This is a genomic window from Curtobacterium sp. 314Chir4.1, from assembly GCF_900215175.1.
In the GTDB taxonomy this organism is placed as follows: domain Bacteria; phylum Actinomycetota; class Actinomycetes; order Actinomycetales; family Microbacteriaceae; genus Curtobacterium; species Curtobacterium pusillum_A.
The window spans coordinates 401,597-414,788 of sequence record NZ_OCMI01000001.1 but is presented as its reverse complement, the minus strand read 5'-3'; the positions used below and the strand labels follow the sequence as shown (position 1 = coordinate 414,788).

Below are 13,192 nucleotides of genomic sequence, written 5' to 3'. Positions count from 1 at the left end.
GAGCTCGCAGTACTGCAAACTTCGCCCGTCGACCCCGGTCAAGGCCTCAATGACGAACGCTTGCGTTACCACGAGCGCTCCATGACCGTCGTCTGCAAGGCGTGAGAGCGCCGTGTTGGCACGATCCCGCATGTGCCTGATGCTTGCCCACGTCGCTCCGTCCGGCACGTTTCCCACATGACGGCGGAACTCGTCTGTCACTTCCTACCGCTGCGCGTAGGTTCCGCTGGCTGGAAGGCCGGAGTCCCATTCCCTGAAGTCAATGTCGACCGCCAACGGCACTCCGCACGCGGAAGCGATGATCGCTGGGGTCTGTAGAGTGCGTGTCATCGGTGCGCAGACAGCGCGAGCCACCTCGAGCTGAGCAAATCGCGCCGCCGCTTGGTGTGCCTGCTGCTCTCCAAGCCGCGACAACGGCGCTCTATCCCTTGACCGGAAGTCGAGTCCACGTGATTCGCCTCAGTCGTAATCGGGTTCCGCATGCCCAAGCAGCCCCGGTGCAAGCGACCCCGAATGCTGCGTCACGCAGGCCTCCACCGTCCGCGAGCGGATCCTTCAACGAACACGAGGTAAACGCGTCGCTTGACAGGATCGCGACATGTAATTGATCGACCAAGCCGCCCTCCGATCAGTGGGCGGTCGGCTCCGAGTCGTGACCAGTCGCGCTCCCGAGATCGCTTACTCGTTCGCCGACGTCGACGCCACCCCAGTCGTATTCACCGCGTCGCCTGCGATCCCCGTCGATCTGTTCGCTGATCGTCGCTCCGCACGGCTACCGGGCGTGAAGCGAGTCGCCTCGATCGCGGTGTCCGATCTGACCTGCTTCCAGGTCGAGCTCGCAGCGTCGGACGAGGACCGGCCCATCGATGATCTGCACGAGATTCTCGCCCGCTACGGGTGGCCGCTTACCGTCGGACTCGTGCTCGTCGGGAACTCGTCGGCGCCGAGGGCGACCGCGCAGGCATTCATCGAGTCGAAGTGCCGCATGGTGTGGCAGGCCGCGTACGACCGGCTCCGACTCGAGCGCACCTGCATCGGCCTCGCCGCCGTCGAAGCGGTCGACCGTGGAGCGGCGCTGTGACCGCCGTGCTGGCGTCTCTCGCGGTCGATGCGCACGACGCATCGTCGTGGGCAGCCGCCTCGCGGGATCCGGGCTGTCCGGAGCCGCCGACGCTTTGCCCGGACAGTGTCGGCTCCGGCCCGTTCGACACCGCAGCCCGGCTCGGCGCACGCCTCGTCGTCGTTGGCCACGTCACCACTGGGCAGGCTGCCACGCTGCGCCTCGCAGACGACGACGTCCCCGCGGGGCGTCTCGCCGACCACCTGTGCGTGCCGGCGCTCCTGATCCGTGCCGCCGGCCTCGACACCGTGCAAGTGCTCATGGCCATCTACGGCGAAGCGTGATAGCCGCGGCACGGTGGAAACTGCCCCGGTTGACCGCGGTCCGGACGCGCTAGGAACGGAACGGCGTCGGCACTTCCTCGTCCGCAGTCACTACGGCCCCGACATACAGTTCCATCCCCCACCCGTCACGAGGTCCGAGGCCCTCAGAGAACACCGACGACGAAGACCACGTAGTCGGTCCGGTCGCCGACGTGAACCACGCGCGTACCGTTACTGGGAATGCCACTTCCTCGGTAGTCCCGATCCGAACTCTGCCCATCGGACCGCGGAGGCCGATGGAGAGGCCGTCACTCGTCAGGTTCAACGGCGCGATCCCTCCATCCACCTCGCCGGCTACCACCTGCTTACCGAATCTAGCCTCCAGTCGCAGTTGCCGAACCGAGTGGGGAGCGATGTTTTCGGCGGCCGCGAAGATCTCGCCTTCCTTCGCTTCGAGCCGAAGTTGAACCTTCGGCTTGCTGGCGTAACTGAGCGCTCTGATGGCGTCTTGCGCCGCACGCTCGCTACTCGCAGCCGCGCGCTCGCTGTTGGACGCGGAGAACAGAGCGATCACGGTAGCGACAGCCGTCGCGATCGCAGCGACGATCTGGACTCGTGCCGGATCAATCGGTACGAAGTAGGCCGCAGCGATCAAGCAAATTCCGATCGCCACGGGAAGCCAGACGCGCACTCGTTTCACGATTCGAACACTACTGGTGGCCCCGACCTGTCTGCGTGCGGCTGCCGGCCTCAGCTCAGTCCGGGTCCATGCTTCTGCACGCATCGGGGCACGATGTCGTTTCGTGCGGGCTCGCGACCGCGCCGATCGCCTCCATGTGCGCCCACCCCTCAGTCAACGAACCCAACTGTCGGCGGCCGCCACTCGACGGTGAACTGCTCAACCTGCTGCTCGCCTCGACGGTCCGGCCACAGCAGTTGCAGGCTCGCGTACGGCGGCTGACCGAGTCGGTAGTCGAACACAAGGTCGACGCCCTCGCGCGGCCCGATCGAGTCGAAGCCGTCGCCTGTGTCTCCGACGACCTGCAGACGGTCGTCGTCGACCAGCGGCGTCACCCAGTGCACCTCGCGCCCGCTTACGTTTTGGATGCGCCAAAGGGTCGGCGACTTTTCCGCAACTTCCATGTGGGCTTCATGGTCTGGCCTTCGACGGCCTCAGCGAGCCTCTCCTGTGCAGCGGCAGACCTGGACGCTGAAGCCGCCGCCGATTCGGAGGCAAGGAGCGCCGCCGCCTCATGTTCCGAGCGCCTCTGCTAGCGCGCTGCGCGTCCCGGCGCGCCAACTGCGCAACGATCGCCTGCCAGACGGCAATCCCCGCCGCGACTACGGCCACTGCAACTGCAACTGCAACTGCAACCCAGTCTGCGTTCACGATACGAATCTAGAGCTCCGGCGGCTTCATTGGCGCAGCAGACCGCCCCTGCCGCTTTTCGGGGCGCTCCGGCGGTTGCTCCGATAACTGACACTTATTCGGCGTGACCCGGCCTCCTCGATGTGCAGGAAGCAGGAACGCACTCGGTTGCCGAGCTCGCGGAACTCTTCGGCGTTGGACGAGCGACCGTCTACCGCTGCATCCACCGCCAAGCTCACCCCGACCGCTGACCAGGCCGATCCGCTCCTGGACACACACTTCCGAGAGCGGATCGGCTAGCGAGTCGGCGCACTCAGTAGCTGATCGCGTATCGCCGCACTCGGGTGTCTCCCCGCTGTTCAACTGCTTCGAGTTCCGCGCCGTGGTGCTCGAGGGTCGCGATCGACCCTGCGTTGGTCTCAGCGCAGAACGCCAGGACTGGGTTGATGCCCGACGATCTGGCATGGCGCAGGACCTCGCCGAGGGCCCAGGTCGCCACGCCGCGTCCGCGGGCGGAGGGGCGGATCCCGTACCCGATGTGTCCAAAGCGGTGCACGCGCTCGTCGTCGGCGGAGCGCAGCGCGATCCCGCCGAGCACTTCCCCGTCCTCGACGATCCACCAGAGTTCACCCGACTCCTGTTGCGTCCGCGCAATCCACGCTTGGATGCCCTCGATGGTGTCGACGTCGTCTTCCGCACCGATGCCGAAGCCGTCCTCGTGCAAGCCCGGACCCCACTCCCGGTGCGCCTCGTTCCAGGCCTCGACCAACGCCGCGTGCGGTCTCACCAGCTCGATCACAGTTCATCTTCGCAACCCGTGCGGCTGGGAACCAGGACGAGCAGCGTCTCACCGTTGACGGCTCGCCAGATGGACCTGGCACGCCGAGGGCCTTCGTCGAGCTGCGAGGCCCTGGCCTGGTGCGCAGGACCACGGCGACACCCGTCCGCACGGACGGCGACGAGTCGTGCGCGAAGGAGACAAGTGCTCGCGCGGCGACACGTGCCGCCGCAGCAGGCACGTCAGTCGGCCGGGCGCCGCAGCGTCAACGGCCCGTCGTGCAGCGGCTGCGTGGCCCACGACGCCGTCGCGGTCCCAGCCGCGAGGTCGACCCGCAGGTGCGCGAGGTGCGGCGTCTCCACGAACCGCACGTCGACGAGCACGGTGCCGTCCGGGGCCACCGCACCGCTCGCCGCGAGGGGACCGTCGACCGCCCACTCCCCCTCGCCGACCAGCACCGAGAGCGTCCCGCCGTCGACGTCGAGAGCCGCACGCCACCGCGCTCCGTCGCGGGTGAACGCGAGGCCGTCGATCCCGTCGCCCCGGAACGGGCCGGCGACAGCGAGGTCGGGGAGGCGACCACCCGCGACCGCGGGGATCCCCAGGGAGGCAAGCCGCGCCTCCAGGCCGCTGTCCCCGGCCGCGTCGACGTCTGCAGCGTCGACGGCGGGCAGGAGGTGCTGCCAGGCCGCGTCGAGGACGGCCTGCATGTCGAGGCTCTGCCCGGTGAGCGCCAGCACGACGTCCTGGTCGGGCAGGACGACGCAGAACTGGCCGTACGCGCCGTCGCCGCGGAAGCCGTGGCGGGCCATCCAGAACTGGAAGCCGTAGCCCTGGCTCCAGTCCGGGTTGCCCTCGTCGGGGTTCGCCACCTGCGTGCTCGTGGCGGCCGCGACCCAGTCCTCGTCGAGGATGCGGTCGCCGTTCCAGACCCCGCGCTGCAGGTACAGCTGGCCGAGGGCCGCGATCGCCGAGGTGGGCGCGTAGCACCCGCTGAACCCGAGCTCGGCGCCGGTGTCGTCGCGGCGCCAGGCCAGGTCGTCGATGCCGAGCGGGTCGAGCAGGCGCGGCCGGAGGAAGTCGACGAGCGACCCGCCGCTGACGCGCCGGACGATCGCACCCAGGGTGTACGTGCACGGCTGGTTGTACGCGAAGACCGTGCCGGGCTCCTCGTCCGGCGGGGTGCGGAGGAACCCGCGGACGAGGTTCTCCGGGTCGGCGGCGCGGGCACGGTCGAGGGTCTCCTCGCGGTGCCCGCTCGCCATCGCCAGCAGGTGCCGGACCCGGATGCGGCGGCTGCGCTCGTCGGTGACGTCCGCGTCGAGCTCCGGGAAGTGCGACAGCGCGGTGGCGTCGAGGTCGACGAGCCCCTCGCGGACCGCGATCCCGACGGCCGCTGCGGTGAAGCTCTTGCTGAGGGAGTACAGCAGGTGCACGCGGTCGCTCGCGTACGGCGACCACCAGCCCTCGGCGGCAACCTGGCCGTGCCGCAGCAGCACGATGCTGTGCGGTTCGACGTCGGGCGTCGACTCGAGGGCGTCGAGGAACCGGGCGATGCCGCGGGCGTCGATGCCGAGGTCGGACGGGGTGGACCGGGGGAACGTCGTCGTCACACGTCCGACACTACGGACCGCAGCCCGGTGACGTCCGGTGCCGGGTCCGTCGCGAGGCGGGCGTGGGTCTCGACGTCGAAGCGCTCGTCGCCGTAGCGGAGCTTGTCGCGTTCGACCCCCTCCGCGCGGAAGCCCGCCCGGGTGGCGACCGCGCACGACGCCGGGTTGTTCGTGCGGTGCCCGAGTTCGAGGCGGTGCAGACCGAGGTCGAACGCGTCGTCGGCTGCGGTGACGAGGGCGCGCGTCGCGAGTCCGCGGCCGCGGGCCTCCGGGGTGAGCCAGTAGGAGATCCAGGCGGTGCCGTGGGTGTGCTCGATGGCCGTCACGCCGACGTTGCCGACGAGGTCGCCGTCGTCGACGACCGCCCAGTTCCGGGCGTGCCCGTCGAACCGGTACGTCGTCGCGATGAACGCCGCCGCAGCCGTCTCGTCGAACGTCCGGCCCCCGAACTGCCGGGACAGTTCCGGGTCCGCCGATGCCGTCAGCAGCACGGAGGCGTCGGAGGGCAGCCAGGGGCGCAGGGTCGGCACCACCGTCACGCGCCCTGGAACGGGTTCGTCCACCGCCACCAGATGCCCGGGTCCTCGATGGGTCGTTCGAGCACGAGCGGGACCGTCACCGGGTCGTGGTCCGAGATCGTGAAGCGCACCTTCCCGACGCGCTCCCCCTTCGTGCCGAGGGTGATCTCGTCGAGGTGCGTCTTCGCCGACACGGTCGTCCGCCCCCAGACGAGCACCTCGGACGCGGACCGCGACACCGCGTCGGCCTCGTCCTGCCACGGGGTCGAGAAGGTGCCGAACGTCTGCCCCGCGTGCGCGAGGGTGACGACCTGGAAGTTGTCGGCCACCGACCGGAGCAGGCGCTGCACGTCGTCGTCGAGCGAGTCGTGGTCGACGCCGCCGAGCATCGCGCCGACGACCGTGACGGTCTTGCCGCCCCGTTCGTAGGTCGCGGCGAACAGCAGGCAGGCGCCGGCCTCGTCGAGGGTGCCGGTCTTGATGCCCTCGACCCCGTCGAGTCCGAGGAGCTTGTTCGAGTTCTCGATCTCGCCGGCGCCGGGCACCGTCACCTTCTTGGTGCCCACGACCTCCTTCACGACGGGGTTCGCGAGTGCGAGCTGCCCGAGTCGGACCAGGTCCGTCGCGGTCGAGGTGTTGTGGGCGTCGAGTCCGGTCGGTTCCTCGATGGTCGTGTGGTCCAGGTCGTGCTCGTCGAGCCACTCGTCCGCTGCCGCACGGTAGGCGTCCATGGACCCGAAGGCCCAGAGCGCGAGCGACCCCGCGTAGTTGTTCGCCGACTTCATGAGCATGACCTGCAGCGTCTGGTACTCGGAGAGCTTCAGGCCGTTCGGCATCGGAGCGACCTCGCCGTTCACCGCGAGGTACTTGGCGTACAGCGCCTGCATGCTGGGGTTGAACGCGATCGACGGTCCGGACTCCCCCGGCTGCAGCGGCTTCTCGTCGAGGACGACGAGCGCGGTGACGACCTTCGAGATGCTCGCGATGGACCGCGGCTTCGTGTCCCCGCTCGTGCGGAGGCTCTCCGAGAAGTCGGTCGCCTCGACCGCCGTGGCGCCGTACCCGGGGAAGGTGAGGTCCGGCACGCTCGACGTCGGTGCGGAGTACGTCGTCGTGGCGGCGCTCGCCGGGGCGAACGGCACGACCGCGGCTGCGGCGAGGTACCCGACCGCCAGCACGAGCACGGCGACGACCGAGATCGTCACCGGCCTCCGGACGGCGGAACGGGGGCGGCGGACGACTCGTGACACGGGAACCGAGCGTACCGGGGGTGGGTCGCGTGGTGCTGCGAGGACGCGCTAGGCGCGGGTCGGCTCACGGTCGGACTGGAGGCGCGGCTCGGCCCCGACGTCGACGGTCGCGTCCGGCGCGGGGCCGGTTCCAGTGCCGTCGGTCCCGGTGCCGTCGGCCCCGGTGCCGTCGGTCCCGGTGCCGTCGGCTCCGGTCCGGCGTGCGAAGGTCCACTTGCGGGACAGGTAGGCGAACACTGGTCCGGCGGCGTTCATCACGACGACCGACACCCACGCCGCCCAGGGGTTCCCCGGTGCGAAGCCGAAGCCGCCGAAGTACGTAGCGAAGAAGGACGCGAACCCGAGGAACATCCCCGGGACGAGCGCGAACGCCCGCAGCCGACCGGTGCACATCAGGGCGGTGTTGCACACCAGGATGACGACGCCGAGCACGACGTTCTTCGCGAGCTGCCCGTCGCCGAGCACCGTGCCGATCTGCTGGTCGATCAGGACGATGACGAGGGCGAACGCCGAGCCCACCGGCATCGTGGCCCAGAGCCGGGTGGCGTTCCGGAGCGTCGGCTTCGCACCGAGCAGGAACACCGCCGCCCAGCTGACGAAGATCGCCCAGGTGGGCAGGTTCAGGGCGGTGCCGCCGATGAACGCCGTGGCTCCGGCGAGCACGGAGGCGACGATCTCGTGGGGGATCCGTTCACGCATGGCTGAGCTCCTCGGTGTGGATGGTCGTGGTGCGGGTGGTCTCGGCGACGACACGGCCGCGCTTGACGACGAGGTTCCGGTCGGGCCGGTCGAGCAGGACGCCCGTCGGGTCGGTGGTGGACAACACGACGAGGTCGGCGTCGGCTCCCGGTCGGATGCCGTACCGGTTGGCGATCCCGACGACCCGCGCTGCGCCGGTGGTGGCCATCGCGAGGACCCGTGCGAGGTCCTCCGGCCCGGACAGGTGTCCGACCTGGGCAAGAAGCAGACCGACGTCGAGCATGTCCGCGTTGCCGAACGGGGTGAACGCGTTCCGGACGTTGTTCGACGAGTACGCGGCGGTGACCCCGGCGTCCCAGAGCTCGCGGACGGGGACGACCCCGCGGCGGACGTCGGCGTCGTCCCGGCGTCCACCGAGGTGCAGGTCGGTCGCCGGCAGCGGGACGACCGCGACGTCGGCGGCCGCGAGCCGGGCGAACAGGTCGGCGCGCTCGACCGACGGCAGGCTGGCCGTCGAGGTCATGTGGCCGAGCGCGACACGGCCGTGCAGCCCGCGGGCGGCCACGGCGTCGGCGACGTACCCGGCGAGCGCGAACCGCGGGTCGCTCGTGTCGTCGGCGAAGTCGGCGTGCACGTCCGCGGGGACGCCGAACTCCTCGGCGAGGTCGAGGACGGTCTCGACGTGGGCGTGGCAGTCGGCGAGCGACACCTCGTTGTAGCTGCAGCCACCGATCACGTCGGCACCGATCCGGAGCGCCTCGCGCAGGAGCTCGAGCGTGCCGGGAGCCTTGCGGATGCCCTCCTGCGGGAACGCCACGATCTGCAGGTCGAGGGCGTCCCGGTACTCGTCACGGAGGCCGAGCAGGACCTCGACCCCGATCAGCCCGACGATCGGGTCGACGTCCGGGTGTGCGCGGACCAGGGTGGTGCCGTTCGTGATCGCCTGGTCGAGCAGCGTGCGGGCACGGTCGCGGACGCCGGTGTGGGTGAAGCCCCGCTTGAGCTCCCCGGTGACCGAGATGGCGCCGGCGAGGGTGCCGTCCGGGTTCGGTCGCTCGCGGTCGAGCAGTGCCTTGTCGACGTGCAGGTGCGCCTCGACGAGCCCGGGGACGACGACCCGTCCGGCGCAGTCGACGACGCGCACGGCGGGGTCGGTCGCGCGCACTGCCGACGCCGCGTCGGCGGCGGGTGTGACGGCGGTGATCGTTTCCCGCTCGACGACGACGTCGACGAGCGTCGGCGTGTCCACGAGTCGGGCGTTCCGGAGGACCAGGTCCACGAGGGCCCCTCTTCTGATCGGTTCGGGCGGGACGTCGACCACCATTCGCCCGTCGTGTTTCCGACTCCGACGCATCGTGTGACGGGCGTGTAAAAGTTGGTCGTACCAATGAACCAACCGGACCAAGGACCGTAGGCTCCTGGTCATGCAACGAGGACGGACCCTGAGCGCGGCGACCGCGGCGCACCTCGGACGCCTGGTGCTCGACGACCTGGCGCCGGGCGACAAGCTGCCGCCGGAACGCACCCTGGCCGCGGACCTCGCCGTGTCCCGCACCACCGTCCGCGAGGCCCTGCAGGAGCTCGAACGTCGACGGCTCGTGTCCCGGACGCCCGGCCGCGGCACCGTCGTGCTGCCCCGGTCGGTCGAGGCGGCCGAGATGCTCGACCGGATGTCGCACGACCCGTCCGAGACCGAGCACGTGACCGAGTTCCGCGCGCTCGTCGAACCGCAGGTCGCCGCGCTCGCCGCCATCCGGGCCGACGAGTCAGACCTCGTGCGGCTCGAGGCGATCCTCGCGTCGACGCACGCCGGCCTCAGCCCTGCCGAGTCCCTCGCGCAGGACGTCGCCTTCCACGTGCAGGTCGCCCGGGCCTCCGGCAACCCGCTGTTCGTGTCGCTCTGCGAACTGAGCAGCGGATGGGTGCAGGACGTCCGCGCGAAGTCGCACAGCACCAGCGAGGGCCGCCGTTCCTCGTTCGAGTGGCACCAGCGCATCCACGACGCGATCCGTCGGCACGACGAGACCGCTGCCCACCGGGCGATGACCGACCACCTGGCGGACGTCGCCCACCTGGTCGAGAGCAAGCACCGCGAGAGGGAGCACCACCAGTGACACAGCCCGTCCTGCAACCGGGGGTCGGACCGATCCGCGCCGCGCACTACCTCCCCGTCGAACCGGAGCGCACGCTCTGGGGACGACTCCCGAGCAGCACCGACCAGCCCGCCCTCACGGTTCCGTCCGGCACCGAGGTGACGATCGACACCGTCAGCCACGAGGGCGTCCTGCCCGACCAGGGCAGCGACCCGGTGGGGTTCTTCGGTCGGCACGGGGTCCCACCCGAGCACGTCCTCGCCGACGCGGTGGCGGTCGCCCGGACGGTCCGGCGCGACCCGGACCACGACGGGCCGCACGTCGTCTCCGCCCCGATCGCCGTCGAGGGCGCCGAACCCGGGGACGTCCTCACGATGACCGTGGTCGAGACGCTCCCCCGGGTCCCGTACGGCGTGGTGTCGAACCGGCACGGCCGCGGCGCGCTGCACGGCGAGTACCCCGTCGACGGCACCACCGTGAGCGTCTTCGCCGACGTCGTGACGGACCACGACGGCGAGTGGGGCCGCATCCCGCTCACCGACGACCGGGAGCGCTTCGCCCGTTTCCCACTCGCCCCCTTCCTCGGCATCATGGGCGTCGGCTCCCCCGGCGAGCGACCGCACTCCGTGCCACCGGGACGCCACGGCGGGAACATCGACGTCAACCTGCTGCAGACCGGCGCACAGCTGCACCTGCCCGTCCTCGTCCCCGGAGCGCTGGCGTTCGTCGGCGACCCGCACTTCGCGCAGGGCGACGGCGAGGTGGCACTCACCGCGATGGAGGCGTCCCTCCGCGCAACGATCCGGCTCGACCTCACGCCGGCGGCGGACGCCGCAGCGCAGTTCGGCGACCTCGTCTGGCCGCTCGTCGAGACACGGGCGTACCTCGTCCCGACCGGGCTCGACCCCGACCTCGACGAAGCCGTCCGTGCCTGCGTCCGGCACGCCATCGCGATCCTCGGGGCCCGCTACGGCATGCAGCCACACCTGGCGTACGCCTACCTCAGCGCGGCGACCGACTTCAACATCTCCCAGGTCGTCGACCTCGTCACCGGCGCGCACGCCCGCATCCGCAAGAGCGACTTCGGAGGGACCCGATGACCGACCCGAGCACACCCGACGGACTCCTCGAGGCGCTCGACGCCTACGAGGCAGCACTCATGGCGAACGACCTCGACGCCCTCGACGACGCGTTCGTCGACGCCCCCGACACGGTGCGCGGCGACGACCGCGGACTGCTCGTCGGCCACGACGCGATCAGCGCCTTCCGGGGCGCCCGCGGCGGGGTCGCGACCCGGACGCTCACCCGCGTCGAGGTCCGCCCACTCGCCGACGACCTCGCCCTCGTCGTCTCCGTCTCGGCCTTCACCGCCGGCGGGAACGGACTGCAGACGCAGCTCTGGCAGCGCACCGACGGCGCGTGGCGCATCGCCGCGGCCCACGTCACCGGACGCACGAAGGCATTCGACACGACGATCTGGCGCGTCGTCGGCGACCCGCTCGTCCCCGCCGCAGACAGCGGCCCGCTCGACGGCTCGACCGTCGCGGTGAAGGACCTCTACGCCGTCGCCGGACACCCCGTCGGCGCCGGTAACCCGACGTACCTGCGCGAGTCCGTCCCGCAGGCCGCGTCCGCAGCCGCGGTCGCGTCGCTCCTCGCCGCGGGTGCGTCGATCCGCGGGATCGCGCGGACCGACGAGTTCGCCTACAACCTCACGGGACGCAACGAGCACCACGGCACCCCGCCGAACGGGGCGGTCGCCACGGCCCTGCCGGGAGGCTCGTCCAGCGGATCCGCATCGGCCGTCCGTCTCGGGACGGCCGACATCGGGCTCGGCACGGACACCGCGGGATCGGTGCGGGTCCCCGCCTCGTACCAGGGGCTCTGGGGCCTCCGGACGACGCACGACCTTGTCCCCCGCGACGGGCTGCTCCCGCTCGGGCCGTCCTTCGACACCGTGGGGTGGCTGACCCGTGACGCCGACCTGCTCGCACGGGTGCTCGACGCCTCCGTCCCGGTCGCGGTACCGGACCCTGACGCCGCACCTGCCGTGACCGTCGCGGCCGACCTCGTCGCCGCGGCCGACCCCACGACACAGCAGGCGTTCCGCGCGTTCGTCGGCGAGGACCTCCCGGTGGTGACGCTCGCCGAGCTCGGGATCCCGCCCCTCGAGGACCTGCGCGAGACGATGCGCCTCGTGCAGGCCGCCGAGGCCACCGCCGCGCACGGCCCCTGGATCGCCGCGCACCCGGGAGCGCTCAGCACCGTCGTCGGCGACCGGTTCGCCGCAGCCGCCGCCAACCCGCCCGACCTCGTCGCCGATGCCGTCGACCGGCTCGACGCCCTGCGGCAGACCATCCGGCAGGCTCTCGACGGCCGCGTCCTGGTGTTCCCGACCGCGCCCGGCCCCGCTCCAGCGCTGACCGCCGACACCGCAGAACTCGAACGGACCCGGACCGCCACCACGGCGATGACGGCCCTCGCGAGCGTCGGTGGCCTCCCGGCGGTGAGTGCACCGGGACTCACCGTCGGCGGCGCCCCCGTCGGGATCAGCCTCGTCGGGGCACCGGGAACCGACCGTGCCCTGGTGCGCACCGCGGAACGGTTGCTGCGGGACGGAGCCGACCCGCGCCTCCCGACAGTCGCAGCCGACTAACGCGACCGCTGTGCGTGCGCGACCGCCCACAGCCCCACGGCGCTCGCCGCGGCCACGTTGAGCGAGTCGACGCCGTGCGACATCGGGATGCGGACCGTCGTGTCGGCGGACGCGACGGCCGCGTCGGTCAGCCCCTGCCCCTCGGTGCCCATCACCAGCGCGACCTTCCCGGGGACGTCCGCGACGAACGCGTCCAGGTCGACCGAGCGGTCGGTGAGCGCCATCGCGGCGAGGTGGAAGCCCTGCGCGCGGAGTTCCTCGCCCGCGGCCGGCCACTCGCCGATGCGCGTCCACGGGACCTGCAGGACGGTGCCCATGCTGACCCGGACACTCCGGCGGTACAGAGGGTCGGCGCAGCGCGGACTGACGAGGACGGCGTCGGCACCGAGCCCGGCGACGCTCCGGAAGACGGCCCCGACGTTGGTGTGGTCGACGATGTCCTCGAGCACGACGACGAGCGTCGCGTCCCGGACGACGTCGGCGACGTCCGGCAGCACGGGGCGCTGCATCGCCGCCAGGGCACCGCGGTGCATGCGGAAGCCCGTGAGCTCCTCGAGCAGGGCGTCCGGGCCGACGAACACCGGGCCGGCGTGGTCGGCGACGAGCGGCAGGACGCTGTCGAGCCACTTCTCCTGCACCAGGATGCTGCGGGGCACGTGACCGGCGCGCACCGCCCGCTCGATGACGGTGTTCGACTCGGCGATGTACAGCCCGCCCTCGACCTCGGAGACCCGGCGGAGTGCGACGTCCGTCAACCGGGCGAAGTCGTCGAGGCGGGCGTCGTCGAGGGAGTCGATGCGGACGGCGTGCACGGGGCTCGTTTCGGTGTGGAG

15 protein-coding genes and 1 pseudogene are annotated in these 13,192 nt (G+C 71.3%); 6 read left to right on the top strand and 10 right to left on the bottom strand.

The annotated features are described in order from the left end of the window. Positions 1-204: 204 nt before the first annotated feature. A pseudogene (locus CRP27_RS18610) lies at positions 205-426 on the bottom strand (histidine phosphatase family protein); the annotation flags it as partial. 355 nt (positions 427-781) lie between these two features. Here CRP27_RS18610 and CRP27_RS01860 point away from each other — a divergent pair. Both CRP27_RS01860 and CRP27_RS01855 read left to right on the top strand, forming a co-directional pair. Next, positions 782-1,081: a hypothetical protein gene (locus CRP27_RS01860; RefSeq protein ID WP_141399655.1), complete on the top strand. Its 300-nt coding sequence runs from the start codon at positions 782-784 to the stop codon at positions 1,079-1,081. After that, the gene (locus CRP27_RS01855; protein WP_097179062.1) at positions 1,078-1,404 is read left to right on the top strand and encodes a hypothetical protein; all 327 of its coding nucleotides are present in this window, start codon (positions 1,078-1,080) and stop codon (positions 1,402-1,404) included. Before CRP27_RS01860 ends, CRP27_RS01855 begins: the two co-directional genes overlap by 4 nt. A 49-nt stretch (positions 1,405-1,453) precedes the next feature. On the opposite strand, the gene CRP27_RS01850 is transcribed toward CRP27_RS01855, so the two are convergent. Both CRP27_RS01850 and CRP27_RS01845 read right to left on the bottom strand, forming a co-directional pair. Next, positions 1,454-2,083 carry a hypothetical protein gene (locus CRP27_RS01850; protein ID WP_141399654.1) on the bottom strand — a complete coding sequence of 210 codons (630 nt, stop codon included), beginning with the start codon at positions 2,081-2,083 and terminating at the stop codon, positions 1,454-1,456. Positions 2,084-2,232: 149 nt separating this feature from the next. Next, the gene (locus CRP27_RS01845) at positions 2,233-2,526 is read right to left on the bottom strand and encodes a hypothetical protein (protein ID WP_141399653.1); all 294 of its coding nucleotides are present in this window, start codon (positions 2,524-2,526) and stop codon (positions 2,233-2,235) included. 369 nt (positions 2,527-2,895) lie between these two features. Between CRP27_RS01845 and CRP27_RS17895 the strand changes: the two genes are divergently transcribed. Then, the gene (locus tag CRP27_RS17895; RefSeq protein ID WP_141399652.1) at positions 2,896-3,003 is read left to right on the top strand and encodes a helix-turn-helix domain-containing protein; all 108 of its coding nucleotides are present in this window, start codon (positions 2,896-2,898) and stop codon (positions 3,001-3,003) included. Between the two features lie 62 nt (positions 3,004-3,065). On the opposite strand, the gene CRP27_RS01840 is transcribed toward CRP27_RS17895, so the two are convergent. The 6 genes from CRP27_RS01840 to CRP27_RS01815 all read right to left on the bottom strand — a co-directional run bounded on the left by CRP27_RS01840 (position 3,066) and on the right by CRP27_RS01815 (position 8,889). Further along, positions 3,066-3,551, bottom strand: a complete 486-nt coding sequence (locus CRP27_RS01840) for a GNAT family N-acetyltransferase (RefSeq protein WP_097179059.1) — start codon at positions 3,549-3,551, stop codon at positions 3,066-3,068. 221 nt (positions 3,552-3,772) lie between these two features. Next, positions 3,773-5,143 carry a serine hydrolase gene (locus CRP27_RS01835; RefSeq protein ID WP_097179058.1) on the bottom strand — a complete coding sequence of 457 codons (1,371 nt, stop codon included), beginning with the start codon at positions 5,141-5,143 and terminating at the stop codon, positions 3,773-3,775. Next, positions 5,140-5,682 (bottom strand): GNAT family N-acetyltransferase, encoded by a 543-nt coding sequence (locus tag CRP27_RS01830; protein ID WP_369680004.1) that lies wholly within the window; start codon positions 5,680-5,682, stop codon positions 5,140-5,142. Before CRP27_RS01830 ends, CRP27_RS01835 begins: the two co-directional genes overlap by 4 nt. Further along, positions 5,679-6,911: a D-alanyl-D-alanine carboxypeptidase family protein gene (locus CRP27_RS01825; protein ID WP_097179057.1), complete on the bottom strand. Its 1,233-nt coding sequence runs from the start codon at positions 6,909-6,911 to the stop codon at positions 5,679-5,681. The genes CRP27_RS01830 and CRP27_RS01825 overlap by 4 nt, the downstream gene beginning before the upstream one ends. Before the next feature lie 48 nt (positions 6,912-6,959). Next, positions 6,960-7,610 carry a DUF1097 domain-containing protein gene (locus CRP27_RS01820; protein WP_097179056.1) on the bottom strand — a complete coding sequence of 217 codons (651 nt, stop codon included), beginning with the start codon at positions 7,608-7,610 and terminating at the stop codon, positions 6,960-6,962. Next, on the bottom strand, positions 7,603-8,889 hold the full coding sequence (locus tag CRP27_RS01815) for an amidohydrolase family protein (protein WP_097179055.1): 1,287 nt from the start codon (positions 8,887-8,889) through the stop codon (positions 7,603-7,605). The genes CRP27_RS01820 and CRP27_RS01815 overlap by 8 nt, the downstream gene beginning before the upstream one ends. A 145-nt stretch (positions 8,890-9,034) precedes the next feature. Between CRP27_RS01815 and CRP27_RS01810 the strand changes: the two genes are divergently transcribed. The 3 genes from CRP27_RS01810 to CRP27_RS01800 are packed head-to-tail and all read left to right on the top strand — an operon-like array spanning position 9,035 to position 12,359. Next, on the top strand, positions 9,035-9,724 hold the full coding sequence (locus CRP27_RS01810; protein WP_097179054.1) for a FadR/GntR family transcriptional regulator: 690 nt from the start codon (positions 9,035-9,037) through the stop codon (positions 9,722-9,724). Then, positions 9,721-10,803, top strand: a complete 1,083-nt coding sequence (locus CRP27_RS01805; RefSeq protein ID WP_097179053.1) for an acetamidase/formamidase family protein — start codon at positions 9,721-9,723, stop codon at positions 10,801-10,803. Before CRP27_RS01810 ends, CRP27_RS01805 begins: the two co-directional genes overlap by 4 nt. Continuing rightward, positions 10,800-12,359, top strand: a complete 1,560-nt coding sequence (locus CRP27_RS01800) for an AtzH-like domain-containing protein (RefSeq protein ID WP_097179052.1) — start codon at positions 10,800-10,802, stop codon at positions 12,357-12,359. The genes CRP27_RS01805 and CRP27_RS01800 overlap by 4 nt, the downstream gene beginning before the upstream one ends. Here CRP27_RS01800 and CRP27_RS01795 read toward each other — a convergent pair. Continuing rightward, the gene (locus CRP27_RS01795) at positions 12,356-13,171 is read right to left on the bottom strand and encodes an RNA methyltransferase (RefSeq protein ID WP_097179051.1); all 816 of its coding nucleotides are present in this window, start codon (positions 13,169-13,171) and stop codon (positions 12,356-12,358) included. The two genes, CRP27_RS01800 and CRP27_RS01795, sit on opposite strands and share 4 nt — an antisense overlap. Positions 13,172-13,192 lie beyond the last annotated feature (21 nt).

Coding starts and splice junctions, on each gene's coding strand:
- CRP27_RS01845 (WP_141399653.1), bottom strand. CDS start 2,526: ATGGAAGTTGCGGAAAAGTCGCCGACCCTTTGGCGCATCCAAAACGTA.
- CRP27_RS01820 (WP_097179056.1), bottom strand. CDS start 7,610: ATGCGTGAACGGATCCCCCACGAGATCGTCGCCTCCGTGCTCGCCGGA.
- CRP27_RS01810 (WP_097179054.1), top strand. CDS start 9,035: ATGCAACGAGGACGGACCCTGAGCGCGGCGACCGCGGCGCACCTCGGA.
- CRP27_RS01800 (WP_097179052.1), top strand. CDS start 10,800: ATGACCGACCCGAGCACACCCGACGGACTCCTCGAGGCGCTCGACGCC.